The 16,419-nt window shown below is 46.7% G+C and carries 13 protein-coding genes and 1 pseudogene; 9 read left to right on the forward strand and 5 right to left on the reverse strand.

The features are described from left to right. The first annotated feature begins 205 nt into the window (after positions 1-205). From L5L77_RS19140 to L5L77_RS19155, 4 genes are all read left to right on the forward strand, one after another. Entirely contained in the window at positions 206-1,261 is a 1,056-nt protein-coding gene (locus L5L77_RS19140; RefSeq protein ID WP_263223336.1) for an alpha/beta hydrolase, read from the forward strand. 197 nt (positions 1,262-1,458) lie between these two features. Further along, complete coding sequence (locus L5L77_RS19145; protein WP_105251225.1) at positions 1,459-2,034, forward strand: LON peptidase substrate-binding domain-containing protein; 576 nt, start codon at positions 1,459-1,461, stop codon at positions 2,032-2,034. 53 nt (positions 2,035-2,087) lie between these two features. Next, the gene (locus L5L77_RS19150; protein ID WP_263223337.1) at positions 2,088-3,005 is read left to right on the forward strand and encodes a pseudouridine synthase; all 918 of its coding nucleotides are present in this window, start codon (positions 2,088-2,090) and stop codon (positions 3,003-3,005) included. 147 nt (positions 3,006-3,152) lie between these two features. Next, on the forward strand, positions 3,153-3,545 hold the full coding sequence (locus tag L5L77_RS19155) for a hypothetical protein (protein WP_105251227.1): 393 nt from the start codon (positions 3,153-3,155) through the stop codon (positions 3,543-3,545). 4 nt (positions 3,546-3,549) lie between these two features. Here the strand turns inward: L5L77_RS19155 and L5L77_RS19160 are convergent, their stop codons facing one another. Continuing rightward, positions 3,550-5,400: an alkaline phosphatase D family protein gene (locus L5L77_RS19160; RefSeq protein WP_131523500.1), complete on the reverse strand. Its 1,851-nt coding sequence runs from the start codon at positions 5,398-5,400 to the stop codon at positions 3,550-3,552. 178 nt (positions 5,401-5,578) lie between these two features. Here L5L77_RS19160 and L5L77_RS19165 point away from each other — a divergent pair, with 178 nt between their 5' ends. The 3 genes from L5L77_RS19165 to L5L77_RS19175 are packed head-to-tail and all read left to right on the forward strand — an operon-like array spanning position 5,579 to position 8,360. Further along, a complete protein-coding gene (locus tag L5L77_RS19165; RefSeq protein WP_131523483.1) occupies positions 5,579-6,493 on the forward strand; it encodes a dTDP-4-dehydrorhamnose reductase family protein in 915 nt (304 codons plus the stop codon). A gap of 8 nt (positions 6,494-6,501) precedes the next feature. After that, positions 6,502-7,812, forward strand: coding sequence for a sensor histidine kinase (locus L5L77_RS19170; RefSeq protein ID WP_263223338.1), 1,311 nt, complete (start codon positions 6,502-6,504; stop codon positions 7,810-7,812). Then, a complete protein-coding gene (locus tag L5L77_RS19175) occupies positions 7,809-8,360 on the forward strand; it encodes a response regulator transcription factor (protein ID WP_105251231.1) in 552 nt (183 codons plus the stop codon). The genes L5L77_RS19170 and L5L77_RS19175 overlap by 4 nt, the downstream gene beginning before the upstream one ends. A 196-nt stretch (positions 8,361-8,556) precedes the next feature. Here the strand turns inward: L5L77_RS19175 and L5L77_RS19180 are convergent, their stop codons facing one another. The 4 genes from L5L77_RS19180 to L5L77_RS19195 all read right to left on the reverse strand — a co-directional run bounded on the left by L5L77_RS19180 (position 8,557) and on the right by L5L77_RS19195 (position 14,915). Next, entirely contained in the window at positions 8,557-10,890 is a 2,334-nt protein-coding gene (locus tag L5L77_RS19180; RefSeq protein ID WP_263223339.1) for a M4 family metallopeptidase, read from the reverse strand. A gap of 520 nt (positions 10,891-11,410) precedes the next feature. Next, positions 11,411-12,118, reverse strand: coding sequence for an SDR family oxidoreductase (locus L5L77_RS19185; protein WP_263147971.1), 708 nt, complete (start codon positions 12,116-12,118; stop codon positions 11,411-11,413). Positions 12,119-12,203: 85 nt separating this feature from the next. Continuing rightward, on the reverse strand, positions 12,204-13,769 hold the full coding sequence (locus L5L77_RS19190) for a cryptochrome/photolyase family protein (protein ID WP_263142589.1): 1,566 nt from the start codon (positions 13,767-13,769) through the stop codon (positions 12,204-12,206). Positions 13,770-14,477: 708 nt separating this feature from the next. Further along, positions 14,478-14,915: a hypothetical protein gene (locus tag L5L77_RS19195; protein WP_113940113.1), complete on the reverse strand. Its 438-nt coding sequence runs from the start codon at positions 14,913-14,915 to the stop codon at positions 14,478-14,480. Between the two features lie 209 nt (positions 14,916-15,124). Between L5L77_RS19195 and L5L77_RS19200 the strand changes: the two are divergent. Further along, positions 15,125-15,638: pseudogene (locus tag L5L77_RS19200) on the forward strand (transposase); the annotation flags it as partial. A 291-nt stretch (positions 15,639-15,929) separates the two neighbouring features. After that, positions 15,930-16,406, forward strand: a complete 477-nt coding sequence (locus L5L77_RS19205; RefSeq protein ID WP_263147975.1) for a hypothetical protein — start codon at positions 15,930-15,932, stop codon at positions 16,404-16,406. Positions 16,407-16,419: the final 13 nt, after the last annotated feature.

The following is a 16,419-nucleotide window of genomic DNA, read 5'->3' on the forward strand; positions in this document are numbered from 1 at the left end:
ATAATATTCAAAATGCAGTTGAATATATTGATGAAAACCTCCCTATCGATCTGCGTGCTTTTGAGGCATCGTACGGCACAATACACGTTGTCGCATGCACATTGCGACTGAGTTAAGTTGATGATATGAATTGTTTATTGACGTATACCTTCGTGGTTTACTATTTTATTTTGCTCTAATGGCATTGGTTTTAAGGTACATAGAATTGTCAGCGTTACGATTTCTCGCAGGACCAACAGCATTTAACACCTTGGCAGAACAAGGTCTTAAATCTGAGCATTTTACCCAGCTACTTGCCGCCTCTGGTGGACCTAAATGGCTTGGTATCGCTGGGTTAGATAAGTATCTGTTTTCTGAGTTTTTCAAAGACAGACAAACACCGCTTTATACACTCGGCGCTTCTTCAGGGGCGTGGCGTTTAGCGTGTTTGGCGCAGCAAGATCCCCTCGCAGCCTATGGCCGCTTAGAGGATTTTTATATTGGTCAGCGTTACGACAGCATGCCAACACCGCAGGAAGTCAGTGCGCAAGTTAAAGGCGTAGTGCAGGGCATTTTAGGGGGAAATGGTGGCAGGGAAATCGTTAATAACACTCATATTCACAGTCATTTCGTCGTGTGCCGTGCTAAACATTTAAATCGTTTAACGGCAAAGCTTCCGCTTGCGGCGGGGCTGGCGATGGCGGCGGCGACCAACTTAGTGAGCCGTCGGAGTTTAGGTTGGCATTTTGAGCGTGTGGTCTTTAGCCAACAAGCTGCAGCATCTCCCTTTTTGCAACTCAACGATTTACCCAGTCAGCAGGTTGAATTAACTGAGGCTAATGTCGATGCTGTGATGTTAGCAACGGGGTCGATTCCTTTATTGCTGGCCCCTGTGTCCCAAATTGAAGGCGTTGCCGATGGGCAGTATTACGATGGCGGCATTACCGACTATCACTTTGATTTGCCTTTATCCCGTGCTAAGGGACTGACGCTGTATCCGCATTTTTATCCGACCATCAGCCCAGGATGGTTCGATAAATCCTTGAAGTGGCGCCAAGGTCGCGCTAATTATCACAATGCGCTAGTGTTGGCGCCATCGGCCGAATTTGTCGCTTCATTGCCCTTTGGCAAAATCCCCGACCGTGAAGATTTTAAGCAACTGGACACGGCGCAGCGGATGCAATATTGGCGTACGTCTGTGGCTTTGAGTGAACGTCTTGCAGAGGAGTTTGCTGAGGTTGTCGTAAGGGGAAATGTGCTAGAGCGACTGGAGCGTTTTTAGTTCGCTGTAATTGTGCTTAGAAAACGGGGTTTGACATGACGTGGTTGAAATGCCCTGATTCAAAATAGCGGGGTCGCAAATTTCTTTGTGCGCTCAGCGGCTTCAGGAAGGAAATTCTTTCACCTGCTACACTTTACAATAATAGGAAATACGAATGCATTGAGTTCGTTTCCTTCTATTTGGGGCAGGAGGTTGCTATGCAAACACGAGAAATGGCGTTACTCATGCGCGATGCCTTGTTACTGCCACAGGGACGGGTGGAGGTTCGCGTGGTTGACCCCGGTCATCTGCGCATGGTGGCCGATGTATTCAAGGGAAAGTATGTGCTCGCCTTTGCCACCATTAGACCCAGTGGTAGTCCGCCCTGTTATCCCACTGCCACCCAATGTGACATTATCGATTTTAATCAGCTAGAAGATGATTCACTCAGCATAGTGCTCGAAGGGCGTCAACGCGTCAGCATCCTCTCAGCGGCGCAGGCCAAAGATAAGCTGTGGATGGCGCGTACTTTACCTTGCCGTAACTGGCAAGAAGAGCCGATTAAAGGTGAATTTGAGTTGATAAGCGCCGCATTAGAGCAATTTTATGAAGTGAATCCCGATCTGTTTGAGCTCTATTCTCAAGTGCATTTGGAAGACGCCGCTTGGGTGAGCCAACGCTGGCTAGAGGTTTTGCCTATGTATAACAAAGATAAATTAGTATTAGTGAATCAGCCAGATTGCCACAAAACCTTGGACTTCGTGCTGCAACTCATCAAGTCCCATGTGGACTGAAAAACCACAAAAAGGCTAGAATAGCGGCTTTCTATAGCCGCTTTTTTTGTGATATGACTGCATCTGCCCGCGCCGCCCAACCTTCTTACATAGTGCTTCCTGTGAATGTCACAGATAAACCCACAGTGTTTGCCTTTCTCGTACAACATTTTGCCCGTATAGGTGAAGATGTATGGTGTCAGCGGATCCTCGACGGAAAAGTGCATTGGCGGGATGGCAGTTTGATCGCCTTGGACACTGAATATCGTCCAGCGGCGCGGGTGTATTACTACCGTGAAGTGCCGGTGGAAGCGAAAATCCCCTTCGAAGAACAGATCCTATTCCAAGATGACAATGTCATTTTGGCCTACAAGCCGCACTTTTTGCCTGTGACGCCAAGCGGCAACTATGTGAACGAATGTCTGGTGCATAGACTAAGATTGCGTACTGGCATTGATACTATCGCGCCCGCTCATAGGCTTGATCGTGAAACTGCTGGAGTGATCCTGATGACTGTCGCGCCTGAAACCCGCGCGCTCTATCATCAACTCTTTATCGACGATGCGATTCGTAAAGACTATGAAGCGATTGCCAAGTTGACTCCTGAGATTATTGAACAATATCAACAGGGCTGCTTAACTTTGCCATTGCACAGGACTGTTACAAACCGCATGCAGCCGAGCGACCCGAGCTTTACCATGAAAATCGTTGAAGGCGAGGCAAATACCCATTCCGAAATCAGTTTAGTGGCGGTAAAAGGCGATCTTGGTTTGTTCCACCTGAGCCCGATTACCGGTAAAACCCACCAACTTCGTGTGCATATGCAAAGCTTAGGTATGCCATTGTTAAACGACAGATTTTATCCAAGCTTATTACCCAAAGGGCCGGATAACTTTGCGACGCCTCTTAAGTTGATGGCGCAGCGGTTACGTTTTATTGACCCAGTGAGCGGGATCCATCACGACGTGCAATGTCAAGGTTTTGAGTTTTAGTCAGCGGAAAGCATTATTTCCAGTCTGTTTAAAGGAAATAATCGGGTGCAATTGTGTGCTTGGCCCTGTGATGGTATGAATACAATCTGCAGTATCTGAGTCTCTGCCATAGGGAGCCATATTACGATTGTTTAAAGGAAGTCCATTATGACCAAATCTGCGATCTTCTCTATCTTGCTTTGCGCTGCAGTATTAGTGGGGGCCATGTATTTTGGTGACTGGACTAAGCAGCCTTATCTGAATGACATTGCCGCCGAAATCCGTAAGGCGAGTGCGGTGATTGAACCGAAGAAACCGAGTTCGTCTGGCACATCGACAGCAGAAGTCGATGCCGAGCGGGATCAAAGCCCTAAGATCATTTGGGATCAAATGGCGCATGAAAAACCGTCGAATAAGTCGCAGCCAGAAGCACTGATTTTTAATCAGGCTCAGCCAAAACCTGCCAAAACCGATGAGGCGCTATCCAAAAATACGCCCTTGATGGATTCTGGCTCTGGTGCCACTCAGCCTGAAACGGTTAAACATAATAAACCCGTTTAATCTGTTACTCCTGTTTGGGTGGTTCGAACAGGGTTTCGCTCATATCGCCATGTAAAACCGCAATTTTTGTTGGTGCACCATCATCTGCTAATTCCAACATACCTATTCCGCTTTTATTCACTAGACGTTTACTCGGCTCACCATTTGGTCGCCTGCCGCGCAGCAACATACGTTTACGTTTTGTCAGTAAGTTAAGTGGTGAAAAGTGGCCATAAAACCAGCCATTGAGTTTATCGAAAATCGGTAACAGCTTCTCAGGGAAGTGATTTTTAATACCGCTGCAGGTGATTTGGTAGATGTTAGGACTACTGCGTCTAAAACGAATACTGATGTCGTAACTAAAGGAGTAATGCACATCGCCGGAGAGGATCACAAACTCCTCTGGGGTTTTACGGTGCATAAAAATACTTAGCAGTGCATTGGCGGCGCCCGGGTGGGCCATCCAGTTTTCGGCGTCGACTAACAGGGAACCGCCGATCAGAGTGGCTGTACGCTGAACAGCTTCAATCAACTTAACCCCAAACATGGGTGCAGGAGAGACGATAATGACCTTCGACTGGCCGAGTAACTCTTGCTGCAAATCCATTAACGCCTCCCAATCCATCAAGCCGGAAGGTTTTGCAAGATTAGATTCACTGCGCCAGCGGCGGGTACGCGTGTCGAGCACGACCAGTTTGGGCGAGGACTCTAAGGTGTAATGCCACTGCTCAAATTTAAGTAATTCATCGATGAGCAGATCCTGACTTTCGCTTTCTTGTCGCGCAAAAAACGCATCGAGCAGCGGGCGGATATCGGCGGCAAATTTATCAGGCGCGTTGCCAAGTCCTTGGAATAAGGTGTAGCCGATTAAGGCATTGCCAATAATGCGTTTCGAAAATGCGTGTTCGTAGGCCGCTTGTTCCCATTTAGCAGTCAGGTTCCAATCATCGGTGACGTCGTGGTCATCAAACATCATATAAACGGGAATGTGCGCCATAAAGCGCCTGACTTGCCCCAGCCCAGCTTTAAAGCCAAGCAAGTGTTGCCACTCATTTTGCCAGCGGGCGGTATTGGCGGGTGATAAGCCGTCGACATCCTTCGAGATATTCACTAATTCCCACAGTTCAGGTGACCAAGTGAGTAAATACAGGGCGATGATTTCATTTAGGCTGACTAAATGATTTACGGCGATGGAGGAGGTAAAAATGGGGTGATTGCGATACCAACGCCAAAGGGCAGTTTTGGCCGGATATTGGGTATGAGGCAACAGGTTTTTATGCCGTTGATACAAATATGCGGGCTGATAATGAATGTCTTCACTAGTGGTGATGCTCGCGCCTTCAAATTGCTCATGTTTAAGACCAAGCAAATCGATGACTTGCCCTATGGCGCTTAACATAGGTCCTGCAACATCATCAATATAGACCTGATCACCACTCATTATGATAAGTGCAGGGCGATCATCCTCCGCATCCCTGTTGATTATCTTGGCTAAATGGGTATCGGCGGCGACCAGTGCATCGTCACTGTGGTGATGCGGATTGCGGCAGGAACCGTGGAATACTTGGGTTAATTCAGGGGTAAAACGTACACTTGGCGTCGACGCATCGCCGTAGTTTAGCTGGCTTATCGTGGCAAAAATATCACCATGTTGAGCGGTAGACACTTGGTAAGGTGTGACGATATTGGGCGCGAGCAACTCTGGGCGCGACAGTATTATTAGATATTGATGGGCATGTTGCCCAAGTGGCACATAGTGTAAATCTGCATCCTGCAATAGGTACTCTTGCTCACCAAGACGCAGCTTAAGTTCAGTTAATGGCTCACGACTTACAAACCACAGGGTAAAGTGTGAGGCATCGCAGTAGCGCAGCATGGGGCCAGCTAATATCAGAGGAAGTGTCGTACTCAAATTCTGCCTATGGGTATTTGGGTTAATCTTGCATGAGTTAACCCTAAGTAAGTTTGGTTTAGAAGAGTAAACAAGTGCGTTGAATATGAAAAGCTTTTAGAATTGTTAGCCATAAATATGCGTTGAAACTGAATGGGGCGATATGGCTAAGATTATGGTAACAGGCGCGACAGGGCTACTCGGCCGAGCTGTCGTAAAACAGCTTGAATTAACAGGACATCAGGTTGTGGCCACGGGTTTTAGCCGCGCAAGTGAACGAGTGCATAAACTCGATCTTACCGCCCCTTTGGATGTCGAGGCATTTATCGCCCGCGAGCAACCGCAAGTGATAGTGCACTGCGCCGCCGAGCGTCGCCCCGATGTCTCCGAGCAAAATCCGCAGGCAGCATTGGCACTTAACTTAACCGCCAGCCAAGCCTTAGCTATGGCAGCTAAGGCCAATAATGCTTGGCTTATCTATATTTCCACTGACTATGTGTTCGATGGCACTCAACCTAAGTACGCTGAAGATGCAGCCACTCATCCGGTTAATTTTTATGGTGAATCTAAGCTAAAGGGCGAAGAAATCGTGCTAGACACTAGCGCTGATTTTGCTGTGCTACGCTTGCCAATCCTTTACGGCCAAGTAGAAAAGCTGAGTGAATCTGCTGTGCTAGTGCTGGTTAACCAATTGATTGAGCGTCGCGCTCAGGGTGTTGATCATTGGGCGATACGCAGTCCAACCTCGACCGCCGATATTGCCCAAGCCATAGACAAGATGATTGCACAGCATATTGTAGCGCCAATAGTGCAGGGGATTTATCATTTTAGCGCCGCAGAGACTATGACTAAGTATCAGATGTTGTTGACCTTAGGAGAGATTTTACAACTCAGCACAGCGCACTTAACGCCTGAGTCTACGCCGACGGATAATGCCAAGCGGCCAAGAGACTGTAGCTTGAGTTGTGCGCGTTTATCTGCTCTGGGGATTTGTTCTGAAATCAATTTTGCCACTGGCGTGCGCCAAGCATTAACACAATCGAGTGGTGCACTTGCCACGCTCGGACTCACTCTGTAGGAATCGCCATGGCTAAGATCTTAGGGACCAGTCTACAGGCTGCCGACCAAGTCGCATTACTGCGAACCTTAGGTTTGCTGCTGCAAATAGGCTTAACCACGTTTGCCGCCGATACTTTTGGTCTTAGCCTGCAAATGGAGCCGTTAGTGCATGTGTTAGTGCTGGAGGTGTTATACCTTTCGCTCACATTGGCGCTACGTAAACCCTTATTTGCTAAGGAGCGTGGCCTCTTTATTGCGCTCAGCTTAGACACATTATTTTGGATATCTTGGTTGCACTTTTCCGGCGGCGCGACCAATGCGTTTATCTCGTTATTACTGTTGCCGATTGCACTTGCGGCTGTGACTTTGCCGATCTGGGCGCCTTGGGCACTGACGGCTATTTCAACCTTTGCCTACAGCCTGATGATCTTTACTGTGCCCGAATCCCCCATGCAGCATCACGGTATGGACATGAGTTCCCACTATTTAGGCATGTGGTTCAACTTTGTGATTTCAGCATTGGTGATGACAACCAGCGTGGCATTAATTACTAAGCGTATGCGCCGCCAAGATGCGCAGTTAGCCTATATGCGCGAAGGGCAATTGCGTCAGGAACAACTCTTAGCCTTAGGCACAGTATCGGCGCAGATGGCACATCAACTGGCCACGCCGCTCTCTAGTCTGAGGTTATTACTCGATGAAGTAAAAGAAGACATAAGCGATACCTCGATAACGATTGTCGAGATGGAAACTGCGTTAGGTCGCTGTGAACATACGCTTGCCGAGCTGAGATTAGCGACGGAGTCGATCCGCGATCGCCGCCAGCGCCCACTAAAGATCATTGAGCTGGTGGACAGTTTAAAGCAAAAAACCTTGTTGTTAATGCCGCAAACTGAACTTAATTGGTTGATCACTTGTATGCCTGAACAACTGGCAGAGCAAAGTATTCTGACTGATATGAGTTTAACGCCAGCCATCATGGCCTTGATTGAAAATGCTGCCCGCGCTAGCGCCGAAACCATAGGTGCGCCGCAGGTGGATATCAGTTTAGATATAGCGCCAAGCGAAGAGCAGATCTACTTGCAGATCCGCGATTATGGCACCGGTATCGCGCCCGATTTATTGCCACAGTTGGGCACCTTACTCATAGAAAGTCCCAAGGGTTTAGGGGTCGCTTTGCTACTCAGTCATGCCAGTTTAGAGCGTTTAGGCGCTGAGTTGATTTTGGCAAATCATCCCCAAGGTGGCACTGTGGCACAAATTCGTTTTACTATATTAAGGGCGCCGGCGCCGTTTGTATCGCACAAGACTAAGGCTAGTGACGAGGTAAGTTCATGAAACGTTTGTTGATTGTAGAGGATGACCTTTCCCTTGCGAGTATTTTAGGGCGCCGATTAACACGCCATGGCTTTGAATGCCGATTAACACATGATGCCAGTGATGCTCTGCTGGTGGCGCGGGAGTTTCGTCCTAGCCATATTCTTTTAGATATGAAGCTTGCCGAAGCCAATGGCTTAGGGTTAATTGTGCCGCTGCGTCATCTGCTGCCCAAGGTGACTATGGTGTTACTCACCGGCTACGCCAGTATCGCCACTGCGGTGGAAGCGATTCGCCTCGGCGCCGATAATTATTTAGCTAAACCTGTGGATACCCAAACCTTGCTCGCCGCACTGGAAATGGATGGGCATTCCCATACTCTTCAAGAAGATGAAGTCGACGATTCGCCACTTAATCCTAAGCGTTTGGAGTGGGAGCATATTCAGCAAGTGCTCAATGCTAACCAAGGCAATGTGTCCGCCACGGCTCGCCAATTGGGAATGCATCGTCGGACGTTACAACGTAAATTGCTGAAGAAACCTGTGGGTGAAAGTGGACATTTGAAGTAACGATTCATCCACGTGTGGGCAAGGAGCAAGGGGCAACAGCTTAAGGCAAACCTTATGAGGTGCTGAGGCTGAGCCGTTTGACCATAAAAAATGCCACTCAAAAGGGCTGAGTGGCATTAACAAGAAAACGAGAAGTGAATCGATGAATTAGCGCTAGGATTTTACGCTAGCGCCATTGCACGATTAGATTATGCGATTAAAAATTAACGGTTTCTTCGTTTGAGCAAGGGCCGTTAGTTTCACACACTTTATAGCTGAAGCTAGTGCCAGCTAGGTCAGTGAAGCGGTCAATAAACGATGAACTGCTTGAAGTACCCACCGCAACACCGTTACGGAAGATAGTATATTCATCAGCGTTGTGACCTTCCCATTCGAGTGCAACACGAATGCTGCCGCGACGAGATTTGTTCGCATTTTTTACTGCCATTTCTAATGCGACTTCAGGGACTTCAACCGCAAATTCTGCCGAAGTGCTTGCTGTTGCGCCATCGTTGTCAGTTACAGTCAGTGTGACTGTGTAGCTGCCTGACTGGGCATACTGATGATTGACACTCGCACCTGCGGCATTTGTACCATCACCAAAATCCCAGTTCCATGATGTCAGGTCGCCATCGCTGTCAGTACTGGTGCTTGTGAAGCTGCCGTTACCGTTAGCAAAGCTTGCAGTAAAGCCTGCGGTTGGAGCTTGGTTTGGAGTGTCATCGCCATCATAAGCACCCACTAGGCTCACTCCTGTGTAACTGCTATAGCCGCTGACCATCACCCAATAAGTTCCCGTTTGAGCTGGATCAATAGCACAGCTTTCGGCATTACCTGACTTGTATGGACGACAATCATAGCTGCTAGACGTCGGCGCTTGACCAAATTTAACATACATGTCCGCATCACCTGTGCCGCCTGACATATTGAAGCTCAGGTTAGTTGCACCGCTAGCGACGTCTAGTTTGTAGTATTTTTTGCTACCTGACGCACCCGCCAAACCTGTCACAGCAACACCGTTTGCGAGCTCAGTGGCTTCTGGTGGTGGCGGTGGTGGTGGGGTTTCGCAAGGGGTGATACCCACAGCGGCAAACGCAGTGACCACATCGCTAGCATTTAAGCCTAAGTCAGTTGCGGCCGATTTAACACCACAGGCGCCTTGCCAGAATAAGCTGTCCGCCGTCCAATATAATTGGTTAGCGACTATGAATGTTTGGAATGCTTTGCGCGTATCCCAACCTGGTAAGTTAGCTAAAGTGTAGAAAGCTTTATTGAATACACCTGAACTGTGGTGCACGTCGATGCCATCATAGTAATCGTCGATATGACCGATTGAGATACCGTCTAAGGTTGGATCTGCCATGTAGCGCAGTGCACCGCTGCCTTTAAAGATATCGGCGCCGACTAACCAGTCGTTTGTGCCGTGCATGTAAAATTCAGCGGCTTCACCCGCCATATCTGAGAAGGCTTCGTTCATGCCGCCAGATTGATCTGCGTAAACCAGCCCTGAGTTTTGTTCAGTGAAACCGTGGCTCACTTCGTGTGCCGAGACATCTAAGCTCACTAATGGGTGGAAGGTTGTTGCGCCATCACCGAAGGTCATAGCACTGCCGTCCCAGAAAGCGTTTTCGTAGTTGTTGCTGTAGTGAACTCGCATCGTTAACTGAAAGGTTAACGGTGCAGTGTTGTACCACTCGCTATACATCTTGTAGATCACGTTGCCGAAGTAGTGCGCATCGTTTAATGGCGAGTAAGCACCGTTGATCTCTTTGACTGTATTGCGCGGACAAGTATAAGAGAAGGCAGTGGCGCCTGATGTGGCACCGTTTAGGTTAACGGTTTTCACGTTAGGTGAGTTCATGGTGCAAGTGTCACCGCTCACTTCAACGTCTAAGCTAGAAAAATCAGTACCGTATTCGTATTGGCCTGTCTTAATGTTACCGCCTGGACCTGTACCAGTTGCAGCATGGTTAATCCCTTCCCAACGCTTAATCACTTCACCTGAGTGCGCGTCAACCATAGTGAATGGGCGGCTTGGCTCATCGCCATATACTACAAATGAAGTCACATAAACGAGGCGAGTTTTAGCGGCATCATCGAGGTAAAGCCATAATTTTGCTTGTTTGTTTTCAGCTTTTAGGCCTGCAACGGCTTTGTCAGACTTGCCACGGATCGCAATATCTAACGCTTTGTTAGCCGTTAGAGTGGGTTTGACAAAATCAGCCGACTTTTCAATATTTTTTAATACGCGGCCAGACATGTCGCTGTAAAAGCCCATGCTCGATTGTGACGTCGCAACAGAGAAACCATAAACAGGTACGCCATGGAAATATTGTTGTAAACGTTGTTTTTGCTTGCCTTGACCTAGGTTGAGTTTTTTCTCGACTTTGAGTTGGCTACCTGCGTCTAAGCTGAACTGAGACACTAAGTTATTGCTTGAAGACGCGCTTCTAAGAGTACCGACATCGACAACATCGGCAGCAAATGCGGATGTGCCTAAAGTGGCCGACACAGCAATGAAGAGTAGCGACAGTTTTTTGTTTAGCATCATGCTTGAAATCCTTTTTCCGTTTTGTAAATAACGTTGGAATGCCATACAGCTTAACTGGCTCGGGCGAGCGTTTTTTATTGTGATTTCTACAGGGTCGTCGGCATCCCTCTGCCATGGCCGCATAGAATGAGCTGTTGCTCAGGCGGGAATTCTCAGATTTTTATTCTGTGCAAAGCGTGAATAACCGCATGACTCTAGATGTTATTTAAATGTAAAAGTGTTAACAATCGTACAAAGGAACTATCTTCAACGTTCATTTAGACGCTTTTAAATCTGAATTAGGACTTTTGGGTAATAGCGATTTAGCCAAGCGGAAGGGTGATGCACTTGAGTGTTTTAAAATAATTTAATGATTTATTTCAATTGTTTATTTTTCAGTGTTCTTGAAAAGGCTTGATTAAGGATGGGGTGTGCGTTGGGGGCATCATCCTATCAAGGCGTTAAAACCCTCGGCTTTGATTTATTAATTTAGAAAGACTCCATCGGAGTTGCCGCTGCTTGACTTGCTCTTCAGCTTATTTCACCAAGGTAACTCTGTGCCATCGTAGGCAAAAAAACGCCCTGTTTGTGCGGGTGTAGCATTGGCAATGATGGGCAGTAAGCAGTTTGCGACATACTCAGGTGTAAACAATTTGCCTTTGGGGACACTCTGTTGAAATGGCTGAGATAATGGCGTGTCTGTCGTGCCCGGATGCAGAGACAACACCACGCCGTGTTTCATGGTGCGTTGCCACTCAATCGACAGTGTTTTGAGAAACATATTCAGCGCAGCTTTTGAGGCGCGATAGCTGTACCAGCCACCCAATCTATTATCGGTAATGCTGCCGACTCTCGCCGATATCACCGCAAATCTTGCCGAGCTACTTTGTTTTAAGGCATGGCAGAAGTGTTTAGCCAGCATGACACTGGGCAGGGTATTGAGCGTTAAATTGTGCTGGAAAAAGTCGATATCCAGTGACTGTAGGCTTTTTTCTGGCCCTTTATCTTGGTTGTGTAAAATCCCGACACAGTTAATAATCCAATCTAATTCAGTGAGTTGTTTACTTAGCTGTCTAATCTCAGCTTCATTGGTCACATCTAAGGCATGCCATTGGATTTTCTCCTGCCTGTCTTGGGGAAGATGATGCCAGTAGGTGGCGTGCACAGTGGCGTCGGGATATGACTCTTGAATTTGCTTAACTATGGCTTTGCCAATACCCCCACTCCCGCCGACGATAAGTACTTTCATAGCAAACTCTCCCTATCCAAATATCTATATCAAATTCTTTATATCAAACTCTTTATATCAATGAGTCACGCTTAGCATTACTCAGCTACAAACGGTTTAGGTGAACGAGGTTGTGTTCCGCTGTGGCTAATATGGCACTCCTTACGGACTCGTCCATTTTGTCCCAAGTCTGGTATAGCATGCCGATCCTAGGATTTTGTGACAATCGCGCGCGGTGTTTGTCCATAAAGCGCCAATAAAAGCTATTGAACGGGCAGGCAAGTGCGCCGCTGCGCTCTTTTATCTTGTAATGACACCCGCTGCAGTAGTCACTCATTTTATTAATGTAAGAGCCGCTGGCGGCGTAGGGTTTAGTGCCGACAATGCCGCCGTCGGCAAACAATGCCATGCCGCGGGTATTGGGCATTTCAACCCATTCGATGGCGTCAACATACACGCCTAAATACCACTCATCGACTTGATTTGGCTCGATTTCGGTCAATAAACAGAAATTGCCGATCACCATTAAGCGCTGAATATGATGGGCGTAGGCAAAATCTAATGATTGGGATAAGGCTTGTCGCATGCAGCTCATCTTAGTGTCGCCATGCCAAAAATAATCGGGCAGCGTCCCATGGGCATCGAGAGCATTAGTGCTGGCGTACTGCGGCATATTGGCCCAGTAAATGCCGCGAACATATTCTCGCCAACCTAATATCTGTCGTACAAACCCTTCAACTTGGGCGATATCAATCTCAGCATTCGTTTGATAACTGTCGATGGCCGCATTGATGACTTCTAACGGGCTGATTAATTTACTGTTAAGGCTGAATGATAGTCGACTATGGTACAAGCTCCACTTGGCAGGATGTTGCGCTGTCATGGCATCTTGAAAACGGCCAAAGGAAGGCAAGCAAACCTGACAAAAATACGTTAATAATTCGAGGCTTTGCGCACGGTTTATCGGCCACAGCAATTGCGCATCAATGCGACCCATGGTCGGGATTTGGTGACGCTCAAGCCTAGCGAGAATTTCAGTTACATCGAGGCTAAACATTAATGGCTCAGGCAAGACTTTTATATCCTGAGTTTTAAGCTTCTGACGGTTGTTGGCATCAAAGTTCCATTGCCCACCGAGTGGCTTTTCGTCTTGCATCAAGATGTTGTAACGCTTACGCATGCGGCGATAAAAGTGCTCCATCATAATGTGTTTGCCGACGGGGAACTGCGCATCGATTTCGTCAAAGGGTAAGATAAAGTGCTCTGTATCGACACAGTTCACCACGGCAGTATTGAGCTTAAGTTGGCTCAATTGCTCAAGCAGGCGGTATTCATCAGGCCTTTGGTATTCAAACTTGATCGCGCCAACCTGTGTTACCTGATGTTGAATTAGCGTCAGTAGATCGCTATAGCCTTGGGTGCCATCATGAGTGTCATCTAGATTCAAATAAAGCACTTGATGCCCTTGCGCACGCAGCTCTTGGGCAAATTGCGCCATTGCCGCAAAGAAGGCACATATTTTTTGCACATGGTGGGTTACATAAGTGTTTTCTTGGTGCAATTCTGCAATCACATACAGCACTTGATCATCAACACGGTTAAACCAAGAATGCTGGGCATTGAGTTGATCGCCTAAAATTAACCTGACTGTATGGAATTGCTGTAATTGCATTAAGTGGACTCGTTGAATGACTTTCGCGGTTAAGCATTTCGCGATGGGATATTGCCGGACATTACGAATTGGGTTGCAGTGAGGATCACAAAGCAGGGTATTTGTCGTGATTTCGACAAGGAGGTTTATCTAAACTTGGTTTGATAGTTTTTAAAGCGAAGTCAAAGTCGGGGGCTTCACCCCTTGATTCTCAATCAAGAGCCCTTGCCGAACAACGTCCATGTCTAACTGCCAGTTCGTCATCCTTGGCTCTCGTTTGTACCGCTGTTTCGCAGCACTCACCCTAGCGAAGTTACATGCATTAACTCTTTATTTATAAGCAGGGCTTCGTGCTTATTCAAAATCGCTAACGCTTACGGTGGTACATCCCTATTAATTAAATAAAGAATCCGAAAGCTAACTCGGCATCCATGCCTCGCTCATGCGATTTTCTTCAACGCCCTTCAGCAACTTCGCAGGTGAAGGTGAACTTCTGAAGTTTTAGTGTTGTTTGTTAGTATTTAAAAAGAGTACTAACACTCCATTTTTAAAATTTAACAATGGGAGTCTAAATAACAAGAGCTAATTCATATAATAAGGCTGGTGGAGCACGTTTTATATTACAAAAATGAGATTGGGTATCCTTAGATATAAAAACATCGGCCTAGACCGATGTTTTGGGGTTGTCTGATGCAATAAAATTCACATAAACAGTGAGATAGCTAACCACTAATCCCAATATACTGTATAGACATGATAGCCAGCATACGGCTTAGGGGATAGTTGATGTTCGCCATAGGGCCAGCCTGTCCCCATTCCATCTGCTGCGATTCCTTCAATCCATTCTTCCACTTCCGCCAGAGGCGCACAGGTAAGAATATGAATGTTCTCAGCTGCAGGCCATAGCTCATCATCCTCAAGTGCTTCGGACCATTCATCGTGCATCCCAACATAAACACCTTGCACATCTGACCTATGTTCGATTTCTTTCAAGCAACGATAGATTTCTTTGATGGATGGTCGACCATAACCCCAATTATTGGGTGCGATAGACTCTTCATCTTCGTTTTCTAAAAAGTACTCATTTAATGTCACTACCGGACAGTGCTCTGGATCGGCGGTCGATAAGGCGCTTAATTTATTGAGTAATTCCGTTCTCGTTGTCACTGACAATACTCCATTTCTAAGATTTGTTTCCAGCGAAGGTTTAACTGTTTTATCACATATGCAGGGCTAATAATAAATCTGGCCATCCATTTTAGAGCAACAATATAATGCACTTTCAGGTTGCCTACAAAGAAGCTGTTTTCAAGACACCCAGCTTAAATGGCGTGGTAGTTAACCTCCGACTATAAGCATTAAACAAGGAGGTTTATATGCCGCGTCCTCTCAGAACTCAGATAAGCCTTGAAGACACTCCCTGTTACCATTGCTATAGCTGCGTTGTGCGGCGTGCTTTTTTATGTGGCGATGATGCCTATTCTGGGAAAAATTATGGCCATCGCTGTAGTTGGGTTGAGTCACTACTGTTTGAACTTGAAGCCGTTTTTGCTATCGATGTTGCAGCCTTTGCGGTGATGTCGAATCATCTACATGTGGTGCTGCGGGTCGATATCGACAGTGCCAATCGTTGGACTGACTGAGAAGTGCTGGAGCAGTGGCATAAGTTGTTTAAAGGCGATGAATTAACACAAAAATCCGTTTAAGGAGAGTTAGTTGAGGCGCATGAGGTCAACCGATTAAAGCATTCAATTGCAATTTACCGCAGCCGATTATGCGATATTTCATGCCTAAGTTTTCAAAAGAGTGCGATGTTTGAATGAGCTAATAGCAAGACAAGCAAATCAAGAAAATCAAGAAAATCAAGAAAATAACTGTACAGGCCGCTTTTAGGAGGGATGGTTTAAATCACAGGCCTTACTTGATGAAGTTGCTGATTTAAAATGGTAGGCCTGATAATTTTCATTTCATTATCCTTGACCATGTGCTCGCGGTGTTCGCACTTCCTTATGCTGCAAATGGCGCCATCGAGCGCTTAGGGATAACTCATTTTTACATCAAAGTCGGCGAGTCACTGGCGTAATAGTCTTAATCGTTGAGTACATTGATCAAAAAGTTATTATTTTATAGTATGTTACTCAATTTTAATGCGTCACTTAACGCAGCAGGAGCTTAGTTCGTATGCGGGAATATGATGGGATTGAAAAGCGTTACCAAAGGCCAGATGCCGATTTAGCTAAAAGTTTGATGATTATCGAAAATTTATTGGGTTTTACGCCGCTAGAGGATAGGTTGGAATTTGATTTGTCTTTTTGGGCTGGCGGTTCAGGTGTATTCGATAAGTTGGCGGTTTCATGTTCTGTGACTCCAGAGCAAATGGTACTCGCTCAAGATAAGTTGAGACTCTATTCCCCAGAGGCAGCGATAGTACTGGATGAATGGCGTGATGATTTTATTTGGCTAGTGGAGGATGAAGACGTTTGTGCCGATGTGCTGGTTAGGTCGGCGCATTTTATTAATAAGAATAAAGCGCCATTTCAAGATGTTTGTCTTAAAACGCAGTCCATTTATTTCGCTTATATGAGCGATGTGAATGGCTGGAGTGCGGTATGGGGTCAGCAAGATAGGCTCAATTATGCTTATTTCTGCCAAGGATAGCTTTTATCTGTAA

The organism is Shewanella sp. SM29, assembly GCF_025654245.1.
In the GTDB taxonomy this organism is placed as follows: Bacteria; Pseudomonadota; Gammaproteobacteria; order Enterobacterales; family Shewanellaceae; genus Shewanella; species Shewanella oncorhynchi.

What these genes read in the sequence shown, in the direction of transcription:
- L5L77_RS19175 (WP_105251231.1), top strand. Translation starts at nt 7,809, where the DNA reads ATGAAACGTTTGTTGATTGTAGAGGATGACCTTTCCCTTGCGAGTATT.
- L5L77_RS19165 (WP_131523483.1), top strand. Translation starts at nt 5,579, where the DNA reads ATGGCTAAGATTATGGTAACAGGCGCGACAGGGCTACTCGGCCGAGCT.
- L5L77_RS19205 (WP_263147975.1), top strand. Translation starts at nt 15,930, where the DNA reads ATGCGGGAATATGATGGGATTGAAAAGCGTTACCAAAGGCCAGATGCC.
- L5L77_RS19155 (WP_105251227.1), top strand. Translation starts at nt 3,153, where the DNA reads ATGACCAAATCTGCGATCTTCTCTATCTTGCTTTGCGCTGCAGTATTA.
- L5L77_RS19160 (WP_131523500.1), bottom strand. Translation starts at nt 5,400, where the DNA reads ATGCTGCGCTACTGCGATGCCTCACACTTTACCCTGTGGTTTGTAAGT.
- L5L77_RS19180 (WP_263223339.1), bottom strand. Translation starts at nt 10,890, where the DNA reads ATGATGCTAAACAAAAAACTGTCGCTACTCTTCATTGCTGTGTCGGCC.
- L5L77_RS19150 (WP_263223337.1), top strand. Translation starts at nt 2,088, where the DNA reads ATGACTGCATCTGCCCGCGCCGCCCAACCTTCTTACATAGTGCTTCCT.
- L5L77_RS19185 (WP_263147971.1), bottom strand. Translation starts at nt 12,118, where the DNA reads ATGAAAGTACTTATCGTCGGCGGGAGTGGGGGTATTGGCAAAGCCATA.
- L5L77_RS19170 (WP_263223338.1), top strand. Translation starts at nt 6,502, where the DNA reads ATGGCTAAGATCTTAGGGACCAGTCTACAGGCTGCCGACCAAGTCGCA.
- L5L77_RS19190 (WP_263142589.1), bottom strand. Translation starts at nt 13,769, where the DNA reads ATGCAATTACAGCAATTCCATACAGTCAGGTTAATTTTAGGCGATCAA.
- L5L77_RS19145 (WP_105251225.1), top strand. Translation starts at nt 1,459, where the DNA reads ATGCAAACACGAGAAATGGCGTTACTCATGCGCGATGCCTTGTTACTG.